Annotated in this window: 19 protein-coding genes, 1 rRNA gene and 1 pseudogene; 12 read left to right on the top strand and 9 right to left on the bottom strand. The window is 36.4% G+C overall.

All coding sequences use genetic code 11. From position 1 onward, the window contains the following. Positions 1–5: 5 nt before the first annotated feature. From qoxD to ABH960_RS24505, 5 genes and pseudogenes are all read right to left on the bottom strand, one after another. Positions 6–317, bottom strand: coding sequence for a cytochrome aa3 quinol oxidase subunit IV (gene qoxD / locus ABH960_RS24525; protein ID WP_002063824.1), 312 nt, complete (start codon positions 315–317; stop codon positions 6–8). Continuing rightward, a complete protein-coding gene (qoxC, locus tag ABH960_RS24520; protein ID WP_002010602.1) occupies positions 318–920 on the bottom strand; it encodes a cytochrome aa3 quinol oxidase subunit III in 603 nt (200 codons plus the stop codon). Between the two features lie 13 nt (positions 921–933). Continuing rightward, positions 934–2,868: a cytochrome aa3 quinol oxidase subunit I gene (qoxB, locus tag ABH960_RS24515; protein WP_002063826.1), complete on the bottom strand. Its 1,935-nt coding sequence runs from the start codon at positions 2,866–2,868 to the stop codon at positions 934–936. A gap of 33 nt (positions 2,869–2,901) precedes the next feature. Next, positions 2,902–3,777 (bottom strand): cytochrome aa3 quinol oxidase subunit II, encoded by an 876-nt coding sequence (locus ABH960_RS24510; RefSeq protein ID WP_002134440.1) that lies wholly within the window; start codon positions 3,775–3,777, stop codon positions 2,902–2,904. A gap of 282 nt (positions 3,778–4,059) precedes the next feature. Further along, positions 4,060–5,435 (bottom strand): annotated as a pseudogene (locus ABH960_RS24505) (amino acid permease). A 420-nt stretch (positions 5,436–5,855) separates the two neighbouring features. On the opposite strand from ABH960_RS24505, the gene ABH960_RS24500 reads away from it, so the two are divergent. From ABH960_RS24500 to ABH960_RS24470, 7 genes are all read left to right on the top strand, one after another. After that, positions 5,856–6,566 carry a C39 family peptidase gene (locus tag ABH960_RS24500; RefSeq protein WP_404448959.1) on the top strand — a complete coding sequence of 237 codons (711 nt, stop codon included), beginning with the start codon at positions 5,856–5,858 and terminating at the stop codon, positions 6,564–6,566. A 129-nt stretch (positions 6,567–6,695) separates the two neighbouring features. After that, the gene (locus ABH960_RS24495; RefSeq protein ID WP_113937935.1) at positions 6,696–7,871 is read left to right on the top strand and encodes an amidohydrolase; all 1,176 of its coding nucleotides are present in this window, start codon (positions 6,696–6,698) and stop codon (positions 7,869–7,871) included. A gap of 1 nt (position 7,872) precedes the next feature. Further along, positions 7,873–8,070: a DUF3311 domain-containing protein gene (locus ABH960_RS24490; protein WP_002029838.1), complete on the top strand. Its 198-nt coding sequence runs from the start codon at positions 7,873–7,875 to the stop codon at positions 8,068–8,070. Continuing rightward, positions 8,067–9,539, top strand: a complete 1,473-nt coding sequence (locus tag ABH960_RS24485; RefSeq protein WP_404448956.1) for a sodium:solute symporter family protein — start codon at positions 8,067–8,069, stop codon at positions 9,537–9,539. The genes ABH960_RS24490 and ABH960_RS24485 overlap by 4 nt, the downstream gene beginning before the upstream one ends. A gap of 101 nt (positions 9,540–9,640) precedes the next feature. Further along, the gene (gerLA, locus tag ABH960_RS24480; RefSeq protein WP_113937938.1) at positions 9,641–11,119 is read left to right on the top strand and encodes a spore germination protein GerLA; all 1,479 of its coding nucleotides are present in this window, start codon (positions 9,641–9,643) and stop codon (positions 11,117–11,119) included. Beyond that, on the top strand, positions 11,120–12,241 hold the full coding sequence (locus ABH960_RS24475) for an endospore germination permease (RefSeq protein WP_404448953.1): 1,122 nt from the start codon (positions 11,120–11,122) through the stop codon (positions 12,239–12,241). After that, positions 12,225–13,391, top strand: coding sequence for a Ger(x)C family spore germination protein (locus tag ABH960_RS24470; protein WP_404448951.1), 1,167 nt, complete (start codon positions 12,225–12,227; stop codon positions 13,389–13,391). Before ABH960_RS24475 ends, ABH960_RS24470 begins: the two co-directional genes overlap by 17 nt. Positions 13,392–13,592: 201 nt before the next feature. On the opposite strand, the gene ABH960_RS24465 is transcribed toward ABH960_RS24470, so the two are convergent. The 3 genes from ABH960_RS24465 to ABH960_RS24455 are packed head-to-tail and all read right to left on the bottom strand — an operon-like array spanning position 13,593 to position 15,947. After that, positions 13,593–14,993, bottom strand: a complete 1,401-nt coding sequence (locus tag ABH960_RS24465; RefSeq protein WP_113770285.1) for a nucleoside recognition domain-containing protein — start codon at positions 14,991–14,993, stop codon at positions 13,593–13,595. Beyond that, positions 14,971–15,693, bottom strand: coding sequence for a FeoB small GTPase domain-containing protein (locus tag ABH960_RS24460; RefSeq protein WP_002010621.1), 723 nt, complete (start codon positions 15,691–15,693; stop codon positions 14,971–14,973). The genes ABH960_RS24465 and ABH960_RS24460 overlap by 23 nt, the downstream gene beginning before the upstream one ends. Further along, the gene (locus ABH960_RS24455) at positions 15,690–15,947 is read right to left on the bottom strand and encodes a FeoA family protein (RefSeq protein ID WP_002090873.1); all 258 of its coding nucleotides are present in this window, start codon (positions 15,945–15,947) and stop codon (positions 15,690–15,692) included. Before ABH960_RS24455 ends, ABH960_RS24460 begins: the two co-directional genes overlap by 4 nt. Before the next feature lie 509 nt (positions 15,948–16,456). On the opposite strand from ABH960_RS24455, the gene ABH960_RS24450 reads away from it, so the two are divergent. The 4 genes from ABH960_RS24450 (at position 16,457) to ABH960_RS24435 (ending at position 19,907) form a co-directional block, all read left to right on the top strand. Further along, complete coding sequence (locus tag ABH960_RS24450) at positions 16,457–17,356, top strand: phosphate ABC transporter substrate-binding protein PstS family protein (RefSeq protein WP_113937941.1); 900 nt, start codon at positions 16,457–16,459, stop codon at positions 17,354–17,356. Between the two features lie 71 nt (positions 17,357–17,427). Further along, the gene (gene pstC, locus ABH960_RS24445) at positions 17,428–18,318 is read left to right on the top strand and encodes a phosphate ABC transporter permease subunit PstC (RefSeq protein WP_404448948.1); all 891 of its coding nucleotides are present in this window, start codon (positions 17,428–17,430) and stop codon (positions 18,316–18,318) included. A gap of 2 nt (positions 18,319–18,320) precedes the next feature. Next, the gene (gene pstA, locus ABH960_RS24440) at positions 18,321–19,241 is read left to right on the top strand and encodes a phosphate ABC transporter permease PstA (protein WP_061689193.1); all 921 of its coding nucleotides are present in this window, start codon (positions 18,321–18,323) and stop codon (positions 19,239–19,241) included. Between the two features lie 138 nt (positions 19,242–19,379). After that, positions 19,380–19,907: a P-loop nucleotide/nucleoside kinase family protein gene (locus ABH960_RS24435; RefSeq protein ID WP_404448946.1), complete on the top strand. Its 528-nt coding sequence runs from the start codon at positions 19,380–19,382 to the stop codon at positions 19,905–19,907. Between the two features lie 48 nt (positions 19,908–19,955). Here the strand turns inward: ABH960_RS24435 and ABH960_RS24430 are convergent, their stop codons facing one another. Further along, a complete protein-coding gene (locus ABH960_RS24430; protein ID WP_404448944.1) occupies positions 19,956–23,000 on the bottom strand; it encodes an efflux RND transporter permease subunit in 3,045 nt (1,014 codons plus the stop codon). A 672-nt stretch (positions 23,001–23,672) separates the two neighbouring features. Here ABH960_RS24430 and ABH960_RS24425 point away from each other — a divergent pair. Continuing rightward, positions 23,673–23,743 (top strand): 16S ribosomal RNA (locus ABH960_RS24425); the annotation flags it as partial.

The raw sequence follows: 23,743 nt of genomic DNA, 5'->3' as shown, positions 1-23,743 counted from the left end.
GCAAATTACATTGAGAAGAAGATCCATACAGTAAGACCAACTGTTGCAGCTGCAACGAAGAAACTGTATATCATTGTAAGAATTTGAATTCTTCCTTCTCCTTCTTTTAAATGCATGAACATAATTAATTGTAATAAAGCTTGCGCAACAGCCATTATGATAATAGTTGTTAATATCGTTGAAAGTGGCAGGGTTGTATAAAGTGCCACGTATAAAGCTAGAAACGTTAGTGCAAGCGATAAAATAAATCCGAAAACGTGTGACCATGGGAATCCGCTATGCCCATGCCCGTTTGCTTGGTTGTTATTTTGACCCATTTACGCCACCATCCCGTTCAAGTAAACTAGTGTGTAAATAAAGACCCAAACAAGATCAAGGAAATGCCAGTATAAGCTGATAATAAATACTTTACGAGCTGTAACTGGTGTTAAACCTCGTTTTAAAATTTGGATAATAACACAAGTTGCCCAGATGATACCACCTGTTACGTGGGCACCATGCGTTCCAAGAAGAACGAAGAATGCCGATAAGAAAGCACTTGTTTGAATCGTTGCACCTTCACCAATGTACATAATGAACTCTTCGATCTCGAAGAATAGGAAACCTGCACCTAAAAGTAAAGTTAGTATAAACCAGGCTAACATTCCTTTTTGATTGTGTTTACGCATTTCATGAATTGCGATACCACATGTGAAACTACTTGTTAAAAGTAGTAGTGTTTGAATTAAAAGCGTTTTAAGTTCAAACAGTTGCGCTGGTGTTGGGCCATCTGCCGTACGACCAGCAAGGACTAGATAAGAGGCGAAAAGTGTTGCGAACAGCATAATTTCAGCCCCAAGAAAAATCCAGAATCCTAGGATATTCAACCTGCTTTGCTCGGATTGATATTCCAAAGGTAAGCTTTTATCTAAAGCCGCCATGTCATTTCACCTCTCATGCTATATGTTCTGTTTCTTTAATTTCATCAACGCTTACGTAGTAGCCATCATCATAATCGAATGAACGATAGATTAAGCAACCTAAAATACCAATACCACCGATTGCTGCAATCCAGAACCAGCTAAATACTAATGCAAAACCTGCAAGACCGAAGAATAAAGACGCAATAATAGGCACACCAGAATTACTTGGCATGTGAATTGGTTTTAATTCATCTGCTGTTGGTGTAATTGTTTCTCCACGTTTTTTCATGAACCAGAAAGCATCAGCTTCTTTAATTTCAGGAAGTTTCGCGAAGTTGTAATGTTGTACAGGAGATTGAGTTGCCCATTCAAGTGTACGGCCGTCCCATGGATCTCCAGTTGTGTCACGCTCACCGTGACGTGCACTCCAAATTACGTTATAGCAAAGGATTAGGAAGCCAATAGCCATCATTACAGCACCAACAGATGCGATTTGGTTTAGCCAGCCCCATCCAAGACTTTCAGAGTAAGTGTACATACGACGAGTCATACCGTCTAAACCTAAGAAGTACATTGGGAAGAAACAGATGTTAAATCCGCTCATAAAGATCCAGAATGTCCATTTACCTAGGCGTTCATTTAACATATGACCTGTCATTTTTGGATACCAGTATGTGAATCCAGCAAGCATAGCGAATACTGTACCTGCGATTAATACGTAGTGGAAGTGAGCAATTAGGAAGTAGCTGTTATGGTATTGATAATCAGCTGCTGCCATTCCAAGCATAACCCCTGTAACTCCACCAACTACGAAGTTTGGAATAAATGCCAATGACCAAAGCATTGGAACTGTAAAACGAATACGTCCTTTATACAGTGTAAACAACCAGTTAAAGATCTTAACACCGGTTGGAATCGAAATCGCCATTGTCGAAATCGAGAAGAATGAGTTAACCGCTGGACCTGCACCCATAGTGAAGAAATGGTGAAGCCATACGACGAAACTTAGTAAAGAAATTGCAACCATCGAGTACACCATCGCACTGTAACCGAATAGACGTTTACGTGAGAATGTACTAATGATTTCAGAGAAAATACCGAATGCCGGTAAAATAACGATATATACTTCAGGGTGACCCCATACCCAGAATAGGTTGGCCCATAACATCGGCATACCGCCGCTCGCCATCGTAAAGAAGTGAGCATCGAATAGACGGTCAAATGTCATTAATGCAAGAGCAACTGTTAATACTGGGAAAGCGAAAATAATGATAATTGTTGTAATTAAGATTGACCAAGTAAACATTGGCATTCTCATTAATTTCATGCCAGGTGTACGCATTTTTAAAATAGTAACTAGGAAGTTAATACCTGTCATTAACGTACCGAGACCTGAAATCTGTAATGCAATTGCGTAGTAGTTATTTCCTACACCAGAAGTAAACTCTGTACCTGCCATTGGGAAGTAAGAAGTCCACCCAGCGTCTGGAGAACCACCGATTACGAAAGCGATGTTGAATAACATTGCTCCGACAAAGAATAACCAGAAACTTAAAGCATTTAAGAACGGATATGCAACGTCACGAGCACCAATTTGTAATGGTACTACAAGGTTCATTAATCCCATAACGAATGGCATTGCCATGAAAAGAATCATTACTGTACCATGTGTTGTAAAGATTCCGTTATAGTGTTCAGCGTTTAAATAAGTTGTTTCTGGGAATGTTAACTGTGCACGGATCATTAAACCATCCATACCACCACGGAATAACATTATAACGGCAGAGATAATATACATGGTCCCTATTTTTTTATGGTCAACAGTTGTCAACCATTCATCCCAAAGCCATCTCCATTTTTTGTACTTTGTTAGTACGAAAAGAATCGCTAATGTCACAAGAACGATAGAAGCGTCAGCTCCGTAAATAATCGGGTCACCTGTGACAAAAAATTCATCAAGCTTCACTGTGTTCACTCCAATCTGTTGGAATAATAGCTATTATTTTTTGTTTTTGTAGTAGTTGTAATCACAATATTCAAGTGATTTTGGATCTACATAACTTAAGTGGTGACTAGAGAACGTCATACGCCCCACTACACCAGGTTTAATAATTTCGTTGTATTTCTTTTCTGATAATTTAGGGGCAGTTTCTTGTACTTCTTTTACCCACTTATCATATTTCTCTTTAGTTTTTGCTTCAACTTCGAACTCCATGTGAGTGAATCCTTCACCAGAGAAGTTCGAACTACGACCTAGGTAAGAACCTGGCTTGTCAGCTTGTAAATATAAGTCCATGATCATGCCATCCATTGTATACTTCATACCACCAAGTTCTGGTACCCAGAAAGCATTCATTGGACCGACAGAAGTCAGCTTAAATTGAATTGGTACACCAGCTGGGATGTTTAAATAGTTAACGGTTTCAATTTTTTCCTCCGGGTAACTAAATAACCATTTCCAGTTTGCAGATGTAACATAAATTTCAACTGGTTTAATATGTTTGGACTCTTGCGGAACCTCTTCCGAAGCATAAGTTGCTTTAACTGTTGGAATCGATAATGCGATAACGATAATAACAGGAATAATCGTCCAAATGATTTCTAATAATGTGTTACCATGTTGATCAGGTGGCTCATAGTCCATATTCTCTGGTTTTTCACGATAACGAATCAAGATGACTGTAAACAAGATGAATACAATTGCGATAATTAATGACATAAGCAAGAATGACCAAACAATTAAATCATACTGTGCTTTTGCAACAGGTCCTTGCGGATTTAATACTGCGAGTTTTTTATCACAGCCACCGAGGAACAGAAGTAATGATAACGGAAGAAGCGAAGCCAACTTCCAAAACGTTTTCTTTAGTTGCACGATTGAAAATCTCCTTTCTCCTTGGATTGAAACTATGCCAATAAAACAATATAAACCTATTAATTTATAGAAGGCAATAGTTTTTGTCATATTGTTAAAAAATAGACACAAATGCACACTTTTTAAGGTGAATATCATTTGTAACTTGATAACATTGTAAACTATTTTCCAGATAAAAACATGATTGTGGAAATTTTAAGATAAATAAAGTTATACCAAGATATCCAAGAAATAGAAAAAAGCTATCTTATTATAAGGAAGATAGCTGAATGTTTTGTATATTTAGTTTATTTCCTGAGTTATATTTTTTTCTGTTCAAATGTGACAACTTTTTTATATTTCACTTGGTATAAAATGTAACAAATGATCATAAATGGAATCCCGCAATAAAGAGCAATTCTCTGATCTGGAATGAAAGCTAAACTAACAAATGTAAGGAAATTGAGTGAGAAAGCTACGATTGGAACTATTGGATAAAGTGGTGTGCGGTATTTTAAATCATTTATGTCGCCGCCATTTTTCACGAAATTTCTACGGAAGAAAAACTGTGAAGCTGCAATCGACATCCAAACAACAACAGCAGCCATTGCTGCAATAGAAGTTAAAATTAAAAAGACAGTATCTGCTGCAAATATACTTGTTAATAAAGAAAGGCTTGCGAAAATTAGACTGAAAATTAACGCATTTAGTGGTACACCTCTTTTAGTTAACTTCGTAAAAGCTGGACTAGCCATTCCTTGTTTTGCCATTGCCCAAAGCATACGAGAATTTGCGTATAGGCCAGAGTTAGCTACGGATAATACAGCTGTAATAATAACAAAGTTCATAATGTCCGCTGCATAAGGGATACCAGCCACATCAAATACAAGTACAAATGGACTTTCAACTAGATTAGCCTCTTGCCACGGGAGTAAACCGACAACAACTGAAATTGCTAGGACGAAGAAGAATAGAGTTCGCCAAATTGTATTTTTGATTGCTTTTGGAATTGTTTTTTCAGGATTTTCACTTTCTCCTGAAGCGATTCCGATTAGTTCTGTTCCTTGGAAGGAGTAATTGACTGTAATCATCGTAAGAAGAACAGCTAATGCACCGTTTGGAAATAGCCCGCCATTTTCAGTGAAATTGTGAAGCATCGGAGCTGGTTTTCCGTTAAAGTCGAGTAGACCGAACATAACTGCACCACCGAGTACGATGAAAATAACAATTGTTGCGACTTTTACACTTGCGAACCAAAATTCCGTTTCTGCATATGCTTTTGCTGATAAAGCGTTCACAAGGAAGAGTGCTGCTGCAAATGTAACACACCAAATCCAAGAAGAAACGTCTGGAAACCAGCGTTTCATTAAAATGCTAACAGTCGTTAACTCTACTCCAACTGTAACAGCCCAATTTAACCAATACATCCAACCGACAACAAATCCAAAACCAGGTGAAATAAATTTGCTTGCATAGCTTTGGAATGAACCTGCTTCTGGCATAGCCACTGACAATTCACCAAGACATAACATCGTTAAATACATAACGAAACCACCGACTAAAAATGCGAGAATAGCTCCGCCTGGTCCTGCATTATGGACGATTTGTCCAGAACCCATAAATAATCCCGTTCCAATGACTCCGCCAAGTGCGATCATGAATAGGTGTCTACTTTTCATTGTTCGTTTTAGATCTGTTTGTTCTACTTATTGATTCATATGCCCCTCACCCCATATTTTCTTGTATGTGTTAACTTGATTTCATTCTGGGTTTTTAATCATTAGTGGGGGATGAAAAACATACTCGGCTTATTTTGTTGTGAACTGAGTATGTAAAAGATAACTATGACTAAATACCTTAGAATGTTTATTAACCTAGTGAAATAAAATCAATTACTTCACTAGGTTAATGATTTTTATTTTAGCAAAAAATTCTGAAAAAGTATATTGTTTTTTCTTTTTATTAAAAATAATTAGAATTTTACAACGATATAAGTGTGAATAATAATTCACAGAATCTTTCTAGCAAACTAGTAAGAAGAAAGGTACAATGATAAGAGTTGTGTCTGTAAAATAATAATTAATGGAGTTTTGTTTATAATGAAAAAGCTAAAATATCTTTTTGTTTTTGGAATTATACTAGCTGCCGCGTTTTTTATAGGGAAAGATAAAATTATACAAAAGGCGCAAGTGCTACGCTTAGATTTTCTATCTGAAATGAAAGAAGCGGCTATGATTGAAGATGTTCCATTTATAAAACAATTACCAGAATTACCTCGTGGATGTGAAGTGACAAGTTTAGCTATGCTACTACAAAATAAAGGTGTACAAGTAGATAAGATGCAACTTGCTAGCGAAATTCATCGTGTTCCATTTGAACAAAATGGTTTGCGTGGAAATCCTTATGAGGGATTCGTTGGAAATATTTACACGAAAGCTGAGCCGGGATACGGTGTATATAATCAACCGATTTTTAATTTAGCAGAAAAGTATGTTCCTGAAAAAGTAATTAATTTAACGGGTAGAGACGTGCAAGATCTATATAAAGTAATTAGTTCTGGCTCTCCAGTATGGGTTATTATTAATACAACGTTTAAGCCGCTAGCTGAAAGTAGTTTTGAAACATGGAATACAAGTTCTGGTGAAGTGAAAATTACATATTTTGAGCATAGTGTAGTAGTGGTTGGATACGATCAAAACTTTGTATATGTAAATGATCCTCTAAAAAACAATCCACGTTTCGCTGTTCCTCGTGCTGAATTTGAAAAGGCATGGGAGCAAATGGGGAAACAAGCAATTACTATTTTATAAAATGAAAAGTCATCTTGCGATGGCTTTTTCTTTTTGAATATTTATTGTAGAAAATTCTGAAAATTCTTTTAGAAGTTAACAATTCACGCTATAATAACATTTAACTTGGTAAAGAAGGGGAGAAGAGAAATGGATGTCGCAAAGGAACTTGTTTTATCAAAGAATCAGTTGATTGAGTGGAGAAGGCATTTTCATAAGTATCCAGAGTTATCTTTTCAAGAGGAAAAAACATCTCAATTTGTATTCGACATACTTCGGGAAATCCCGTATTTAGAAGTCTCAAGGCCTACTAAATATAGTGTAATGGCAAGGTTAATTGGTAGGCAGCCTGGTAAAACTATCGCGGTTCGTGCTGATATGGATGCTCTTCCTATTCATGAAGAAAATAAGTTTGATTTTATTTCTATATATCCAGGTGTGATGCATGCGTGTGGTCACGATGGTCACATGGCAATATTGCTTGGTGTAGTACATAAGTTGGTAGAGGAAAGAGAGAAAGTTAAAGGAGAGATTCGCTTTTTATTTCAACATGCAGAAGAAAACTTTCCGGGCGGTGCAGAGGAAATGGTCGCAGCGGGAGTGATGACAGGTGTGGATTACATTATTGGTGCTCATCTTTGGGCGTCATTAGAGGTTGGAAAAGTAGGTGTAATTTATGGTCCTGCGATGGCGGCGCCGGACGTTTTTAAAATTACGATAGAGGGAAAAGGTGGGCATGCTGGAATTCCGCATGAAACAGTTGATAGTATCGCCATTGGTGCGCAAGTAGTTTCGCAAATTCAGCAAATTGTATCTCGCCTCACGAATCCGTTAGATTCTCTCGTAGTATCTGTTACACAATTTCATTCTGGGACAACTCATAATGTTATCCCGGAACAAGCGGAGATTGAAGGGACAGTGAGAAGTTTAAGGCATGAATTAAGAGAAGAAACAAAGAAGAAGCTTGAAAGGATTGTAAAACATATTACAGAATCCTACGGTGCTAAGTATACATTTTCTTATGAATATGGATATCGCCCAGTTGTGAACGATTATGAAGTTACAGAGCTTATTGAACATACAGCATTACAGCTTTATGGAAGAGAAAGGGTTGTTCGTTTACAACCAACGATGGCAGGAGAAGATTTTTCAGCATTTTTACAAAAGGCACCAGGGACGTTCTTTTTTATAGGAGCAGGAAATGAAGAGAAGGGAATTGTATATCCGCATCATCACCCTCGTTTTACAATTGACGAAGACGCATTACCAATTGGAGTGGAAGTCTTTGTATCATCCATTATGAATTTTATAAGTAAAGGAGAATGAGATGAAGAAAATACACGTGCTAGCACTTATTCCAGTTCTTTGTTTAGTAGTTGGACCAGTATTTGCAAATTCGGTCACTCCTTACGTATGGGGGATGCCATTTTTATTATTTTGGGTACTATTATCAGTGCTCATTACGTCTCTTTGTATGGGTCTTGTGTACGTATTCGATCCTGCTAATAAGGGGGACGTAAAATGACTGCATTATTTATCATTATTATATTTTTGTTTCTCGCACTATTTTTAGGAATTCGGGCACAACATGGAAAAGATATGAATTTAGAACAATGGTCAGTTGGAGGAAGAGGATTTGGAACTATTTTCGTTTTTCTCCTTATGGCAGGGGAAATTTATACGACGTTCACATTTTTAGGAGGAAGTGGCTGGGCTTATAGTAAAGGAGCTCCTACATTTTATATTTTAGGGTATGGTGCATTAGCTTATATTTTATCGTATTTCTTATTGCCTCCAATTTGGAAGTATGCAAAAGAACATAACCTCATTTCACAATCAGATTTCTTTGCGAAGAAATACAGGAGTAAGACGCTTGGGGTAATTGTTTCAATTATTGGTGTTATTTCGATTATCCCGTATCTTGTTTTGCAATTAAAGGGATTAGGAATTATCGTTTCGGAAGCTTCCTATGGAAGAGTGACACCTGTTATTGCGGTATGGATTGGTGCTATTGTTATAACTATTTATGTAATGGTTTCAGGTATACATGGATCGGCTTGGACAGCTGCTTTGAAGGACATTATGATACTATTCATCGTTATGTTTTTAGGTATATATTTACCGTATCACTATTACGGAGGATTTCAACCGATGTTTGAAGCTGTAGAAGCTGCAAAACCAGGTTTTTTATCTTTACCTGAAAAGGGAATGAGTATTTCTTGGTTTGTTTCTACTATCATATTAACGGCTCTCGGTTTTTATATGTGGCCTCATACATTTGCCTCAGCTTTCTCAGCGAAAAGTGAAAAAGTATTTAGGAAAAATGCAGCAATTATGCCTCTCTATTCTTTAGTTTTGCTTTTTGTGTTCTTTGCAGGTTTTGCTGCTATCTTGCAAGTTCCAGGGTTAAAGGGAGCGGATGTAGATCTTTCATTATTCCGTCTGGCTCTTCAAACGTTTGATCCTTGGTTTATTGGGATTATTGGTAGTGCGGGGGTGTTAACGGCATTAGTTCCCGGTTCCATGCTTGTTATGGCCGCCTCTACATTATTAGCAAAAAATATTTATGGAACGATGGTACCATCCGCCTCTGATAAACAAGTTGCAAAAGCAGCTAAGCTATTTGTACCTGTCGTGACGCTTATTGCCGTATTATTTACCTTTAAAGGTGGAGAGACGATAGGTGCTCTTCTTTTAATGGGATACAGTATAGTTACGCAACTTTTCCCTGCGCTTGTATGTAGTTTGTTTCCTCGTCAAATTATTACGAAACAAGGTGCGATTGCGGGGATGGGAATTGGGTTGTTAATTGTCGCATATATCACCTTATCTGGTTCTACTATAGCTACGATGTTCCCGGGTGTCCCGCAGTATATGAAAGATTTGAATGTAGGTATAGTCGCGTTGTTAGTTAACATTATTGTGATGCTTGTAGTTAGTGGATTCACAAGAAATGTATCTGTAAAGACCAATAATATAATAGTAGAAAAGTAATTCGTATGTTAGAGCTATCTTCGAAAAGAGATAGCTCTTTTTTGTATATATTTTCTTCTATTAGCGGAATCTAACTAAAAACTTGTTGAAAAGGAAGTTAGGTGGGGAAATTGTTAGAGCTAAAAGGTAACTTGTTTGAAGTTATGAAGGAAATTAGAGATGAGTTAGGTTCACCTAATGATTTAACAATTAGAGAAGTTGCTCTTGCTGGTAGTTTTACACGTTGTGCGGTTGTTTTCTTATGTGGATTGACAGATAAGGATAATGTTTATAAATATGTAGTTCGTACACTTCAATATGAAGAAATACCAAATGAAGCAGCTGTGGTTCAGACATTATTGGATCGTTTTATTTCTATTGCAGAAGTCGGTATGAAGACGACTTTTCCAGATATTATAAATGCGGTTTTAGCAGGAGATACAGTCATATTAATTGATAATATTCAAACGGCTATTGTTGTTAACAGTAGGGCTTGGGAGAAAAGAAGTCTAGAACCGCCAGTGACAGAAGATTTAATTCGTGGACCGAGGGTTGGGTTAAATGAAGATATTAATGTGAATAAAATGTTAATTCGCCGTGGTTTACGTGATCCGAAGTTACGGTTTCAATCTTATATTATGGGGAAGCGATCGCAGAAAGAAGTAACCCTAGTATATATAGAGGATATTATTAACCCTTACATCGTAAACGAGCTAGATCGGCGTCTTCAATCAATAGTGACAGATGTCATTTTTGAGACAGGAACGATTGAGCAATTAATTCAAGATAATAATTTATCGCCGTTTCCGCAGTTTTTAAATACAGAAAGACCAGATAATATAGTGGCTGCATTGGCGAAAGGGAAAGCGGCCATTTTAGTAGATGGGTCACCATTTGCTCTTATAGCTCCACTAGTATTTGTTGATATTTTTCAATCTGTAGAAGATCATTATGAGCGTTGGATAATTGGAACGTTATTAAGAATGTTACGTATGGGATCAGGTATTGCTGCTGTTTTATTACCTGCCATGTACGTAGCGCTTGTATCGTATCATCAAGGGCTTATTCCATCTAAACTAGCTTATTCCATTGCGGGAGCGAGAGAAGGGGTACCGTTTCCTGCTTATATAGAAACGTTAATGATGGCATTAACGATGGAATTAATACGAGAAGCCGGGATTAGGCTTCCGAAACCGATGGGACAAACAATTGGCATCGTAGGCGGTCTTGTAATTGGAGAAGCGGCAGTAAATGCGGGGATTGTAAATCCGTTTTTAGTAATTATTATTGCGGTTACCGCAATTGCTACATTTTCACTTCCTGTATATAGCATTACGATTACATTTCGAATTTTACTTTTCGTCTTCGTGTTAGCTGCAACTGCTTTTGGGTTATACGGAATCATTTTAGCTCTTATTGCACTTGCAATCCATATTACAAATTTAAAGAGTGTTGGGGTACCGTATACAACACCTATTGCTCCTGCTTTTTATAAAGATTGGGAAGAAGAATTGGTTCGTCTACCAAAATCAATGTTAAAAGAGAGACCAGAATATTTACAAACGAAAGACTCTACACTACGTCCAAAGGAGCGAGAGTAATTGAGGCCATTTGAATATGGGGATGAAGAAATTGGATCTCGGGAACTTGGTTTTGCGGTATCGTCAACAATTATCGGTATAGGTGCATTATCTATGCCTCGAGATATTGCTGACCAAACTTTATTTTCGGATGGTTGGATTATTTTGCTTTTGGGTGGATTGATATGTGCGGTTTTAGGTTGGTTTGTAACGAGGATAGCTATTTTATTCCCAAAACAAAACTTTGTTCAATATACAAGTGCACATTTGACGAAGCCTGTTGCATACACAATTAGTAGCATTTTAGTATTAACATTTGCTGCTTTGACAGCATATGAGGCCCGGAAAATTTCAATTATTTCACAAACTTATTTATTTAGTGATACACCAATACAATTGTTATCCTTCTTTTTTTTGTTAGTTGTTGTTTATGGAATTGCTGGATCTAGGGCTGCTTTATTAAGGTTAAATGTTTTATTTTTACCAATCGTTTTAATTGCGATCGTGCTGCTTTCTTTATTGAATGTGAACTTAATGGAAATAGATAATTTACTACCTGCTTTTCAAACGGACGTAAGTAAATATGCTGTTGGGGTTAAAAATTCTATTTTTACGTTTATTGGATTTGAGGTAGCGCTATTTTATGCAGTGATGTTAAACGAGACAGCAAAAAAGGCGCCGATGGCAGTTGCAAAAGCTGTGATGGTAAACGTATTGTCTTACATTTTAATTTATTTAACTTGTATTAGTGTTTTTACATATATGACAACCCGGGGATTAACATATCCAACGATTGAATTGGGGAAGGAGATTGAAATTGGTGGGGGGTTTTTAGAAAGATTCGATGCGATCTTTTTTACTACTTGGATTATTACTATTTATAACACTACAGCAATGTATTATGACGTTGCATCTCTATTGTTTTGCGCTATGTTTCCGAAAGTTAAGAAACATATTTTTATTTTCGTAAGTGCTCCTATGATTTTTATGCTGAATATGATCCCTGGTAATTTAGATACTTTATCAAATTACGGAACGTATTTAGCTTGGATAGATATGGGCTTTGTCGTGTTAGCACCTTTGTTAGTTTTTATTGTATATAAAATAAAAAGAAGGAATGGTAGAAATGAAACACCTTCTTAAAATTATAATGGTTATGGTTTTAGCTGGATCTATAAGTGGGTGCTCTGAGCTAGAAGAAATAGAAGAAAGAGGATTTGTAGTAGGTGCAGCCTATGATATTGTGAAAAAAAAGAAATCGAATCCAATTATAAAAGGGACGTATCAGATGGTACTTCCCAGTAAGCTAGCACAGCAAGGTGGCCAAGGCGGTGGAGATAGTGAAAATTATATTAATGTTAGTGCGAAAGCAGATAGTGTCTTTGAGCAAATACGAATTATTGCTAAAAAAATTAGTCGTTCATTATTCTTTCCGCATATACAAGTGATAATTTTTTCTAAAGATTTACTAGCGAATCCATATGTTTTACAAAATACGTTAGATGTATATATTCGCGATCATGAGATGAGAAGAAATATTCGTTTGTTCGTTTCTAAGAAAAATGCAGAAGCTATTTTAAAGCAGAGTGCCAAGCCTGAGAACTTACCGGCACAGTATATTGATATGTTAGCTGAGCATCCTCCGAAAAATGCCCAAATGATTGAGGCTGCAAGAATTGGTGAGGTACAGCAAAAAATGATTGCTAACCGAAGTTTCGTATTACCTATTCTTGAACTAACAAAACAAGGGGTGCAAATGAACGGGGCGGCGTTATTTCGTGGGAAGGATAATAAGTGTGTAGGTAGTTTGAATGGAGAAGAAACATTAGGAATGAATTATGTAATAGGTAAAAAAATTGGAGGGTTCTTTACTATCCGTAAACAAGAGCAGCTTATTACATATGAAATTCATAAGATGCACCGAAAGATTAAAGTATCTACGGAAAATGCTACAAAACCGAAGTTTGATATCCATTTATCTTTGGAAGGGACCTTAGCAGAGTTGCATTTTAGTGATCATAAACAAATTATGAATGAAAAGCGATTAAAGAAAAGCATTGCGGAGGAAATGGAGAAGCGTATCCAAAAATCTATTAAGCTTGTTCAAAAAAAATATAAGGTAGATGTATTAGCGTTAGGGGAAGTATATAAGAGGCATAATTATAAAGAATGGAAGAAGATAGATAAGAATTGGGATCAAGGTGAAAATTATTTTAGTAATGCTGAGGTTACTGTTCATGTTCATCCGACAATTGAGCATTCAGGTTCAGCTTTACCGAAGAGAGTGAAATAAGGTGATTTAAGTTGTTTACTGGACTAGGAATTAGTTGCACGATATTAATGGCGGTTCTTCCGGGAGCCATATACTCCATTCATAAAAAACTCACAACGTATGGAGCTCAGCCGTGGAAAGAAAAAAAGAAACCTGAATAATTTCAGGTTTCTTTCGCGCAAAGCATATGTGAAGGGGGATACCTTCTATGTATGCTTTGCTTTATACAAGCCCTAACCAATGTACCAATTGTGTAGAGAGGAATGTAACAACAATGGCAATAACAGTAGGGATTGCAAACGATAAAAATGTCCATTTTGCACTTTTTGTTTCTTTATATATGTTAACTAGTGTTGTTCCACAAGGGAAATGAAGGAGTGAGAACAACATTGTATTTAACGCTGTTAACCAAGTCCAACCATTTTCTAAGAATAGATTTTTAATTTGATTAAAATCATCTATTTCAGTTAAAGCGCCAGTTGATAAGTAAGACATTAATAAAATCGGAATAACAATTTCATTAGCTGGTAGTCCAAGAATAAACGCTGCTAGAATAAACCCGTCAAGTCCTAACATTTTAGCAAATGGATCTAGGAAGTTTACAAAATACATAAGTAAGCTTGTGTCACCGATGAAAATATTAGCAAGTAACCAAGTTAATGCAGCTGCAGGGGCAGCTACAACTACAGCTCGTTTTAAAACATATATTGATTTATCGAGTGTTGCGCGTACAATTGTATTCCAAACTTTTGGCTTACGGTACGGTGGTAACTCAAGTGTGTAGTGAGTCGGAACACCTTTTAAAGCTGTTTTTGATAGTACCCAAGAAACGGTTAATGTCATAATGACACCAATTACAACCATTCCAACTACAACGCCAGCAGTAACAAGTGTTTGCATACTACCTGTATAACCAGCAGCCATAAATAATGAAGCCATTAAAATTAACATAGGCCAGCGACCGTTACAAGGAACGAAGTTGTTTGTTAAGATTGCAAGCATACGTTCACGTGGTGATTCAATAATACGTGTTGACATGATGGCAGCTGCATTACAACCGAATCCCATTGCCATTGTTAAAGATTGCTTGCCATGTGCACCAGATCGTTTGAATAAGCGGTCCATGTTAAATGCGACACGTGGTAAATATCCGTAGTTTTCTAATAGCGCGAACATAGGGAAAAAGATTGCCATAGGTGGTAACATAACGCTTATAACAGCACTGGTACCACGGAATAAACCAAGTATTAAAATGCCATGTAGCCATTCTGGTGCATGCATTGCTTGGAACCAAGATGTTAAATATCCTTCTACCCAGCCAAAGAACTTAGCGATCATATCAGAAGGTACGTTAGCGCCTGCAATTGTAAGATAAAAAATAATAGATAAAATACCGAGCATAATTGGGAATCCCCAGATTGGAGATGTGAAAATTTTATCTAGTTTTTCAGAACGATACAATTTATCGGTATTTGTATATTGAACAGCTTCTTTACATATACTTGCGGAGGTTCGATAAATATCTCCGACAATATCATCTCGTATATCTTCTTTTGAAAGTGTTTGTGCATGTTGAACAATATAGTCCAGTGGAAGAGCTTTACTGGCTGAGTGAGATTCCATTGATTATGACCTCCCTTACAAGTGGTTCGTTATGGTGTTTTTGAAGTGTAGTTAAGAAATTCTTATCTCCATCTAATATACGTAATGCAATCCAACGTGCTGGATACGTATCACCGAATACTTTATAAATTTGTGGTTCTAATTCCTGAATCATATTTTCGATTTTATCGTTATAAGTAATTTTAATTGGTGTTGGAATTAGTTTTTTATTTGCTACTTTAGCGATGACATTTAGCAAATGACCAATGCCTACTCGGTTGCGAGCAGAAATCTTCACTACAGGTACACCGAGTGATTTTGCTAATTTCTTTTCGTCAATAATGATTCCTTTTTTCTCCGCTTCATCAATTAAGTTAATACAAATGACCACATCGTTTGTCATTTCCATCACTTGGAGTGCTAAATTTAAATTTCTCTCCATTGCAGTTGCATCTATAACAACTACAGTTACTTCTGGTTTTTCAAATATAATATAATCTCGTGCTACTTCTTCATCTGCCGAATTTGAATACAGTGAGTAAGTTCCAGGTAAATCTATTATTGTATATATATTTCCGCCATGCTTATATTCCCCTTCAGCCTTTAAAACAGTTTTCCCCGTCCAGTTTCCAGTATGTTGTTTTAAGCCTGTTAAAGTATTAAATAATGTACTTTTCCCGGTATTCGGGTTACCAGCTAACGCAATGCGATGGTTACTCATCTGAAATCATCTCCTATTAATACCCCGAAAATAAGGGAGCTTTCTTCACTACGCAGTGCAATAGTTGTGTTGCTTACTTGATAAGCGACTGGGTCTCCAAGTGGGCTGCGTTGTAATACTTTAATTGTCGCTCCAGGAAAAAAGCCTAAATCTAATAAGCGTCGTTTCATAGTTCCTTCTAATTGTATCTTCTCAATTTGTACAAATTCCCCTGTTCTGAATTCGGAAAGGGGTTTAGTATTAGCCGATACCATAAAAGTTACCTCATCTCTATATTTTTAGTTTTAGTTTAAAAAGTTTCCTTAGGTAAACTTTTTGATACTAATATAGTAGACTACATTTAATGATGCTGTCAATTAGTACTTTAAAAATATTCAAATATTTTTAGAATTGTTCCAATTTATTTAGTTGTACCGAAAAATATTACTGGAATTCTTCTTAATGTAAATGAAGTAAGAGTGTGAAAGTTAAAAAATATAAAGGAATTGTAAATATAGTTTTAATCTAAAGGGCAAAATAAAGAAAAATATTTACATTGAATTTACATTGTTAAGATTAAATTTACAATACTACGTGTTTAGTGTGGGTTTTGTTGGCTTTTTCAACTGTAAATGTTGGAATGTCTAGCTTTTAGGGGATGTTATCTCTATTTACTTAAACTTAAAAATTGCTTAACACTCACATAATATTGTTGTCCTACAATGAATTTGTGTTCGAAAGAAGATGAATTCGAAAAGTGATAATCCAAATGGGGGTACAAGACATGGTTATTAAAAAGGGTATTAAATTTTCTTTAGCGGCTTTAGTTGTTGCAGGTGCATTAGTTGGATGTGGAAAAGCAGAAAGTACGGATAATAAGGAAGCTGCTAAAGGTAGCGATGCAAAACAAGAATTATCAGGTACGATTGCAGCGGCTGGCTCTACAGCTCTTCAACCTCTTGCGGAGGAAGCTGGAAAGAAATTCATGGAGAAAAATTCAAAAGTTTCTATTCAAGTTCAAGGTGGCGGTAGTGGAACTGGGATTAACCAAGTAGCATCTGGTGCAGTACAAATTGGTAACTCAGATGTTCCAGCTGGAGATAAAATAAAAGATGCTGAAAAAGCAAAAGAATTAGTAGATAACAAAGTTGCGGGTATCGCATTCGCACTTGTCGTAAATAAAGATGTAAAAGTTGATAACTTAACAGTAAAACAAGTGCAAGATATCTTCACTGGAAAAGTAACGAACTGGAAAGAAGTAGGCGGAAAAGATGAAAAAATCAATGTAATTAACCGACCAGCTTCATCTGGTACACGTGCTACTTTTGAAAAGACAGTGATGAAAGACGCGAAGATTAATGATGGAACTGGTACAACACAAGATTCTAATGGTGCTGTAGAGCAAGCGATTAACTCTACTCCAGGTTCAGTTAGTTACTTAGCAATGTCTTACATGGTTGGTGAGAAAAAAGGTGCGTTACAAACGGTTAAAATTGATGGATCTGAACCGAAAGTTGAAAATATTTCTGCTGGTAAATATCCATTCTGGTCTTACGAGTACATGGTAACTAAAGGTGAGGCAAAAGAAGCGACAAAAGCTTACATTGATTATGTAAAAGGTAAAGATTTCGAAAAACAAGTAGAAGATATGGGTTACATCCCAATGTCTAAATTAAATAAGTAATAAAATTTTATGGGGCTGGCTGCAAGGCCAGTCCTGTTCAATGCAATCTATGAAGTGGGGTCTGTCCTGTGATGAAGGGGAAAAAACAAATTAATTACGTAAAGAGTGAATATATAGGTAGATCACTTGTTACGTTTTGCGGTATCTTTATTGTTTTTATTACATTAGCTATTATTGCGTTTATTTGCGGCAAAGGAATTCAATCTTTCACGCAAAGTGGTATCTCATTTTCTGAGGTGTTAACTTCGATAAACTGGAATCCAAATGCTGATCAAGGTACGTATGGTGCTGTCATCTTTATTGTCGGTTCGACGCTTGTGTCGTTAGGTGCTGTTGTCATTAGTGCACCAATTGCTATAGCTCTTGCTATATTCATGAATTTAATTTCGCCGAAGTTTGGGAATAAAGTATTAAAGCCTGTTTTAGAATTATTAGTTGGTATTCCATCAGTTGTATACGGATTATTAGGGGTTACGATCTTGGTTCCTCTATTACGGGATTCGTTCGGTGGAGTGGGATTTAGTTTAATTGCGGGTATTATTGTCCTGAGTATTATGATTTTACCTACTATTGCTAGTATTGCCTCTGATGCAATACGCTCTGTTCCGTTTGATTACTTGGAAGCTTCTTACGGTCTAGGATCGACGAAATGGCAAGCGATTAGCCGAGTTATTGTTCCTGCTGCAAAACAAGGGATTTTAACAGGTATAGTTTTAGGGTTAGCGCGTGCTTTTGGTGAAGCGTTAGCGGTTCAAATGGTAATCGGGAACACGATTAAATTACCGGAAGGAATATATAGTCCAACAGCAACGTTAACAGGTATTCTGACAATGGATATGACGAATACATTGAACGGAACAGCTTGGAACAATGCGCTATGGACGTTAGCAATGATTTTACTTGTTATTTCATTCCTGTTTATTTTAGTAATTCGAGCGATTGGTCAAAGAGGTGAGCGATAATAATGAATGCAAGAACGGTAAATAAAGTTTGGACAGGTATCTTTTATGGGGTTGCAGCTTTAGTTGTAGCTTTGCTGGCTTTTTTAATGTACGAAATTCTGCAAAAGGGATGGGGATTTTGGGATCCTAGTTTCTTATTCGGAGAACCAAGCAATACAAGAGCTGGTGGGGGAATTGGTCCACAGTTATTCAATTCTTTCTACATGCTTGTTATAACACTTATTATATCTATTCCTCTTGGACTAGGGGCTGGAATATATTTAGCGGAGTATGCAAAACAAGGTCGTTTTTTAAGTTTTGTTCGTTTATGTATTGAAACAATGGCGTCTTTACCTTCTATTGTTGTTGGACTATTTGGCTTATTAGTATTTGTTACCATGACAGGCTGGGGATATACAGTAATGGGTGGAGCTCTTGCTTTAACTATTTTGAATTTGCCTGGTTTAACACGTGTTTGTGAAAATGCGATTTCTGAAGTTCCTCATAATGTAAAAGAGGCGAGTCTTGGACTGGGTGCAACGAAATGGCAAACAATTGCCCGCATCATTATCCCGTCTTCGTTACCACAAATCATTACAGGTATTATTTTAGCGGCAGGCCGTATATTCGGTGAAGCTGCGGCGTTAATTTATACAGCGGGTTTAACATCACCTATTTTAAATTCAGCAGCGGACTTCTCGAGCCCCTCGCATCCTTTAAATCCATTTAGACCAGCTGAAACGTTAGCTGTTCACATTTGGAAATTAAACTCTGAAGGGATTATCCCGGATGCGAAGTTAATTGCAACAAAATCTGCAGCGGTATTAATTATTATGGTATTACTCTTTAATATCATTTCTCGTTTCGTAGCATCTGTATTACACAAGCGTTTTACAGGAGCGAAAAAAAGTCGTAAAACGACGAGGAAGGTAAAAGCGGCATAAGTTGAAGATGAAAACTCTCTGTTTATAAAACAGGGAGTTTTTTACGGTCATTTTGTTGCTGGAAGGAAAAGAAGGAGAGTTGTTGAATAGGTAATTTGATATGTGGATATTCGGATGAAAATAGGGAGGGGTTTGAAGGTGTTTTTTCTGCAAATGTCGGGATTTCCTGGATCAGGGAAGTCGACTCTTTCTAAGTATATCGCTAAGTTAACAGGTGCTGTTATTGTAGATCATGACGTCGTGAAATCAGCTTTATTAAAATCATTAAAGGCAAAAGGTGTTGAACCAACAGTGGTTGGGGGGATCTCCTATGATATTGAGTGGGAACTGATCGATTTTTTGTTGGAGCAAGAGCACAGTGTGATATTAGATAGTCCATGTCTCTATGAAGGGATGGTTAAAAAAGGAATAGATTTATGTCAGAAACATGGTGCTACATATAAATATATTGAATGTTATCTTAATAATATAGAAGAAATTAATCGTAGGTTACAAACGCGTGAACGTAAGATAAGTCAAATTACAAAAGTAGAATCAGAGGTAGCATTTAAAAAATGTCTGGCTGGCAGTAAAAGGCCTTTACATGGTGAATATCTTATTGTGGATTCTGGAGAGTCGCTAGAGAAGTATGGTAAAAAAGTGATGGATTATATTATGGATAGATAGAGGGATAAAAAGGCGTTATCTTCAATTATGAAGATAACGCCTTTTAGTTTAAATATCAGGTGTTTCTGTAGAAGTGCTTATTTTTCTGCGGGAGCGTCTTTTTCTCCCGATTTTATCTAATAGTTCATACATAACGGGAACGACTACTAATGTAAGAACGGTTGAGACTGCCAAACCACCGATTACAACGACGGCCAGACTTTTCGATACCATACTTCCTGCTTGAGATTGCCCGAAGAGGAGTGGTAGCATAGCGACGATTGTTGTTATAGCTGTCATAATAATTGGGCGTAATCTAGTAGATCCTGCTTCTAGTAAGGCTTCTCTGGTTTCCATACCGTTTTCCCGATTTTGTTGCACTCTTTCTATTAATACAATAGCATTTGTAACGACAATCCCGATTAACATTAATGCGCCGATTAATGAATTTACGTCAACAGGTGTTCTTGAAATGATTAATCCTAAAATACCGCCGACAGCAGCTAATGGTAAAGAGAATAAAATCGCGAAAGGAGCACGTGCTTGCCCGAATGTGATAACCATAATTAAATATACAATCCCGATTGCGATCCCCATAATTTTGAATAAATCTGTGAAGTTCTCTTGCATAGACTCGGTAGCGCCTGCGATATTTACTTTTGCTCCGTTAGGTAAATCTAAGTCGGTTATAGCCTTATTTACTTCTGCGCTTACTTTACTTAAATCTTCACTTGAAGCTTCTGCAGTAATTTGTATCGTTTCTTTCCCATCTTTATGGAAGATTTCTGTTTGAAGTTGCTTTTCTGAAATAGTTGCAATGTCTTTTAAAGGAATAGGTCCGTTAATAGGTGATAGTATGTTTGTGTTTAAAATATCTTCTTGTTTGTTAATGGATGCCTTTTTATGTTCTATCATAATGATTGTTTTTTCATTATTGATTGAGATTTCCCCAATAGGAGATTTCTTCATAAGGAATGATACTTGTTGTGCTACTAATTCTGGTGTTAAACCGAGTTGTTCCGCTTTTGTTTGATCGATATGAATTTGCCATTCTTTTTTAGAGTCTTCCATATTTGTTTTTACTTTAGAGAGATCGTCCATACCTTTTAGTTTTGTTTCGACGATGTTAGCGGCCTTTTTTAAATTTGTTTCGTTAGTAGCGGTTACGTTAAATTGTAAGTTGTTTCCGCCTCCAGAGTCAGAGTAACTCGTTTTTATATAATCAAGTTCAGCTGGTTCAAAAGTATTATGATCCTTTTTTAATTCTTTAATATATTGGTCGATATCAGATCCTTTTTTAAAGACTACAAATATAGTTGCAAGATTGTTTTGAGTTGTCTGTCCCCATTGTGCATCTTCTGTGCTAGATCCCATTCGCAAAATAACATCTGTTACATCAGAATTAGAGAGGAGTTTCTTTTCGAAATCAAAGGCTTTTTGTTTTTTAGCTTCAGAATCATAATCACCTGGAAATGTCATGTTAACGGAAAGCATTGTATCGTCCTCAGACTTTATGTTAGCTTTCGGAAGTAGTATGTAGGCTGCAATTGATCCTGCAAATAATAAAAAAGAAGTGAGTAGAATGATAAACTTATGAGAAAGAGCCCACTTTAATGTAGCGACATATCGCGGTGAAGAATGTGAATTGCGACGTTTGGTTTTTTTGAGCAGTAAAAAAGCCATAAGTGGAACGACTGTTAATGCCACAATTAAGGAAGAAAGTATAGAATACACAACTGCTAATACCATAGGTAACATTAGTTTTCCGATTACTCCCGATACGAGACCGATAGGTAAAAAAACGGCGACTGTCGTTAAAGTAGAAGAGGTAATTGCGACGGCGACCTCTTTTGTTGCATCGAGAATAATATCTTTAGAGAAAGATTCTTTTTGTAAACGACGGAAAATATTCTCGATGACAACGATACTATCATCGACGAGACGTCCAACTGCAACGGCTAAGCCACCAAGAGTTAGAATGTTAAGTGTGATGTTAGATTGATGGAGTAAAAATAGTGTTAATAAAATAGATAATGGAATACTAACGACAGCGATGAGTGTTGTTCGGAAGCTGCGTAAAAAGATTAAGATAATGAGAGTTGCAGCAATTGCCCCAAGGATTACTTCTTTTCCCATACTAGTAACAGCATTTTCAACTTGCTCATGAGTTGAAGCTAAAAGTTTAATAGAGAATTGATCTTTATATTGCTTGCTTATATCTTTAATCTTTTTATCAATCTCTTTTCCGATTGCAACCGCATTTTTACTCGGCTCTTTCATGATGATTAATCCTGTTCCTTCTTCCCCGTTTATGTGCGAGATTGTATCGTAATGTTGTTTTAATTCAATTTGAGCAACATCTTGTAATTTTACTTGAGGTGTAACGGTGATGTTTTTTATGTCATTTACATTTTTTATATCCCCGATGACACGAAGATTGTATTCTGCCTTATTAACGGTAATTGCTCCGGCTGGAGTGGAAGTTTCTTTTCCTTGTAAAACTGTTAATACTTGCTGTGATGTTACGTTTTTATCTTTTAGTTGGTTAGGATCAAGTGCGATGGATAATTCGGAAGTTGATTTTCCGAAAAACATAACATTGGCAACACCATCAATGCTTTCGAGTTGTGGTACGATTTCTTTCTCAATTTGTTTTTCGTCAGCTTTTGAAAATCCGTTTTGCTTCTGGATGGTAATTTGAGCGAGTGGAATCATAGAAGTGTTTAATTGGCTAACAACAGGTTTAGTTACATCTTTAGGTAATTTAATCGTATTAATTGTTTTTTCGACTTCGCGTGCCGCGTCTTTCATATTTGCCTTGGATGTATATGCAATGTCGATGCGTGATAATCCCTCATGTGTGGAAGAAGTGATGCCATCGATATGTTCTAAATTACGAAATTGTTTTTCAAGGGGATCAGTTACGTCCTTGGTCATCGTTTCAGCATCGAGCCCTTGAGATAATGTCGTAACAGTTATTGCAGGGTTATCGATGCTTGGTAAAAATTCCATAGGTAATTTAGAGCCGGAATAAACACCGAGTATGGAAATGAGAAAAACCATGATAATAATAGCGGCTCGGTTTTTTAATGAAAATTTTGTTAACCTATTCATAAAATAATTCCTCCATTAGTTTATTTATAGTTTTGTGGGCACTTTCTTACTATATAACAAAAATTGGATATCTTTCATTAATTAAATGTAAAAAAATTCTAACAATAATCTTAAGTTAATATTTCGAGGGGAAGTTTGTTATTTGTGGAAGCAAAATTCCTGATTGGAGAGAAAAATCAGGAATTAAAGTTTTGCTCTAGTATAGTGGCCTCGTTTTTTGTTACTCTACATTTAAATAATTATTTGTCCTTCTTAAGTAGAACTATGTTAATTATAAAATTTAAAAAAGAGAAGACTAAAGGTTAGGAAGTTATTGTGAAATACTGCCTGGTTGATGATAGTGTATAGTAACTTGTATACAATCAAAATGAATGTTTTTAGTAGAAAGGATAAGGGTTCTTTCTATAGAAGAAAGTAGGATAGATAACTTTTTGTATTTTTTTATAAAAAATACTTGTTATTTAAAAACCATGATGGTATATTAATAAACGTCGCTGATGCGGAAACGCAGAAAACGACAAAAAAGAAAATTAAAAACATAGTTGACATCGAAAAATGAAGATGTTAATATGATGAAGTCGCTTTTGAAGCGGCAGACAAGTTCTTTGAAAACTGAACGAAACAAACAACGTGAACGTCAATTTTTATTTTTAGATGCTAGACAAACTAACTTTATTGGAGAGTTTGATCCTGGCTCAGGATGAACGCTGGCGGCGTGCCTAATACATGCAAGTCGAGCGAAT

Origin of the sequence: Bacillus sp. RC252 (genome assembly GCF_044909215.1) — a bacterium.
Classification (GTDB): Bacteria; Bacillota; Bacilli; order Bacillales; family Bacillaceae_G; genus Bacillus_A; species Bacillus_A mycoides.
Note: the sequence above shows the minus strand (reverse complement) of the source record. Positions and strands in the feature narration are given on the sequence as shown.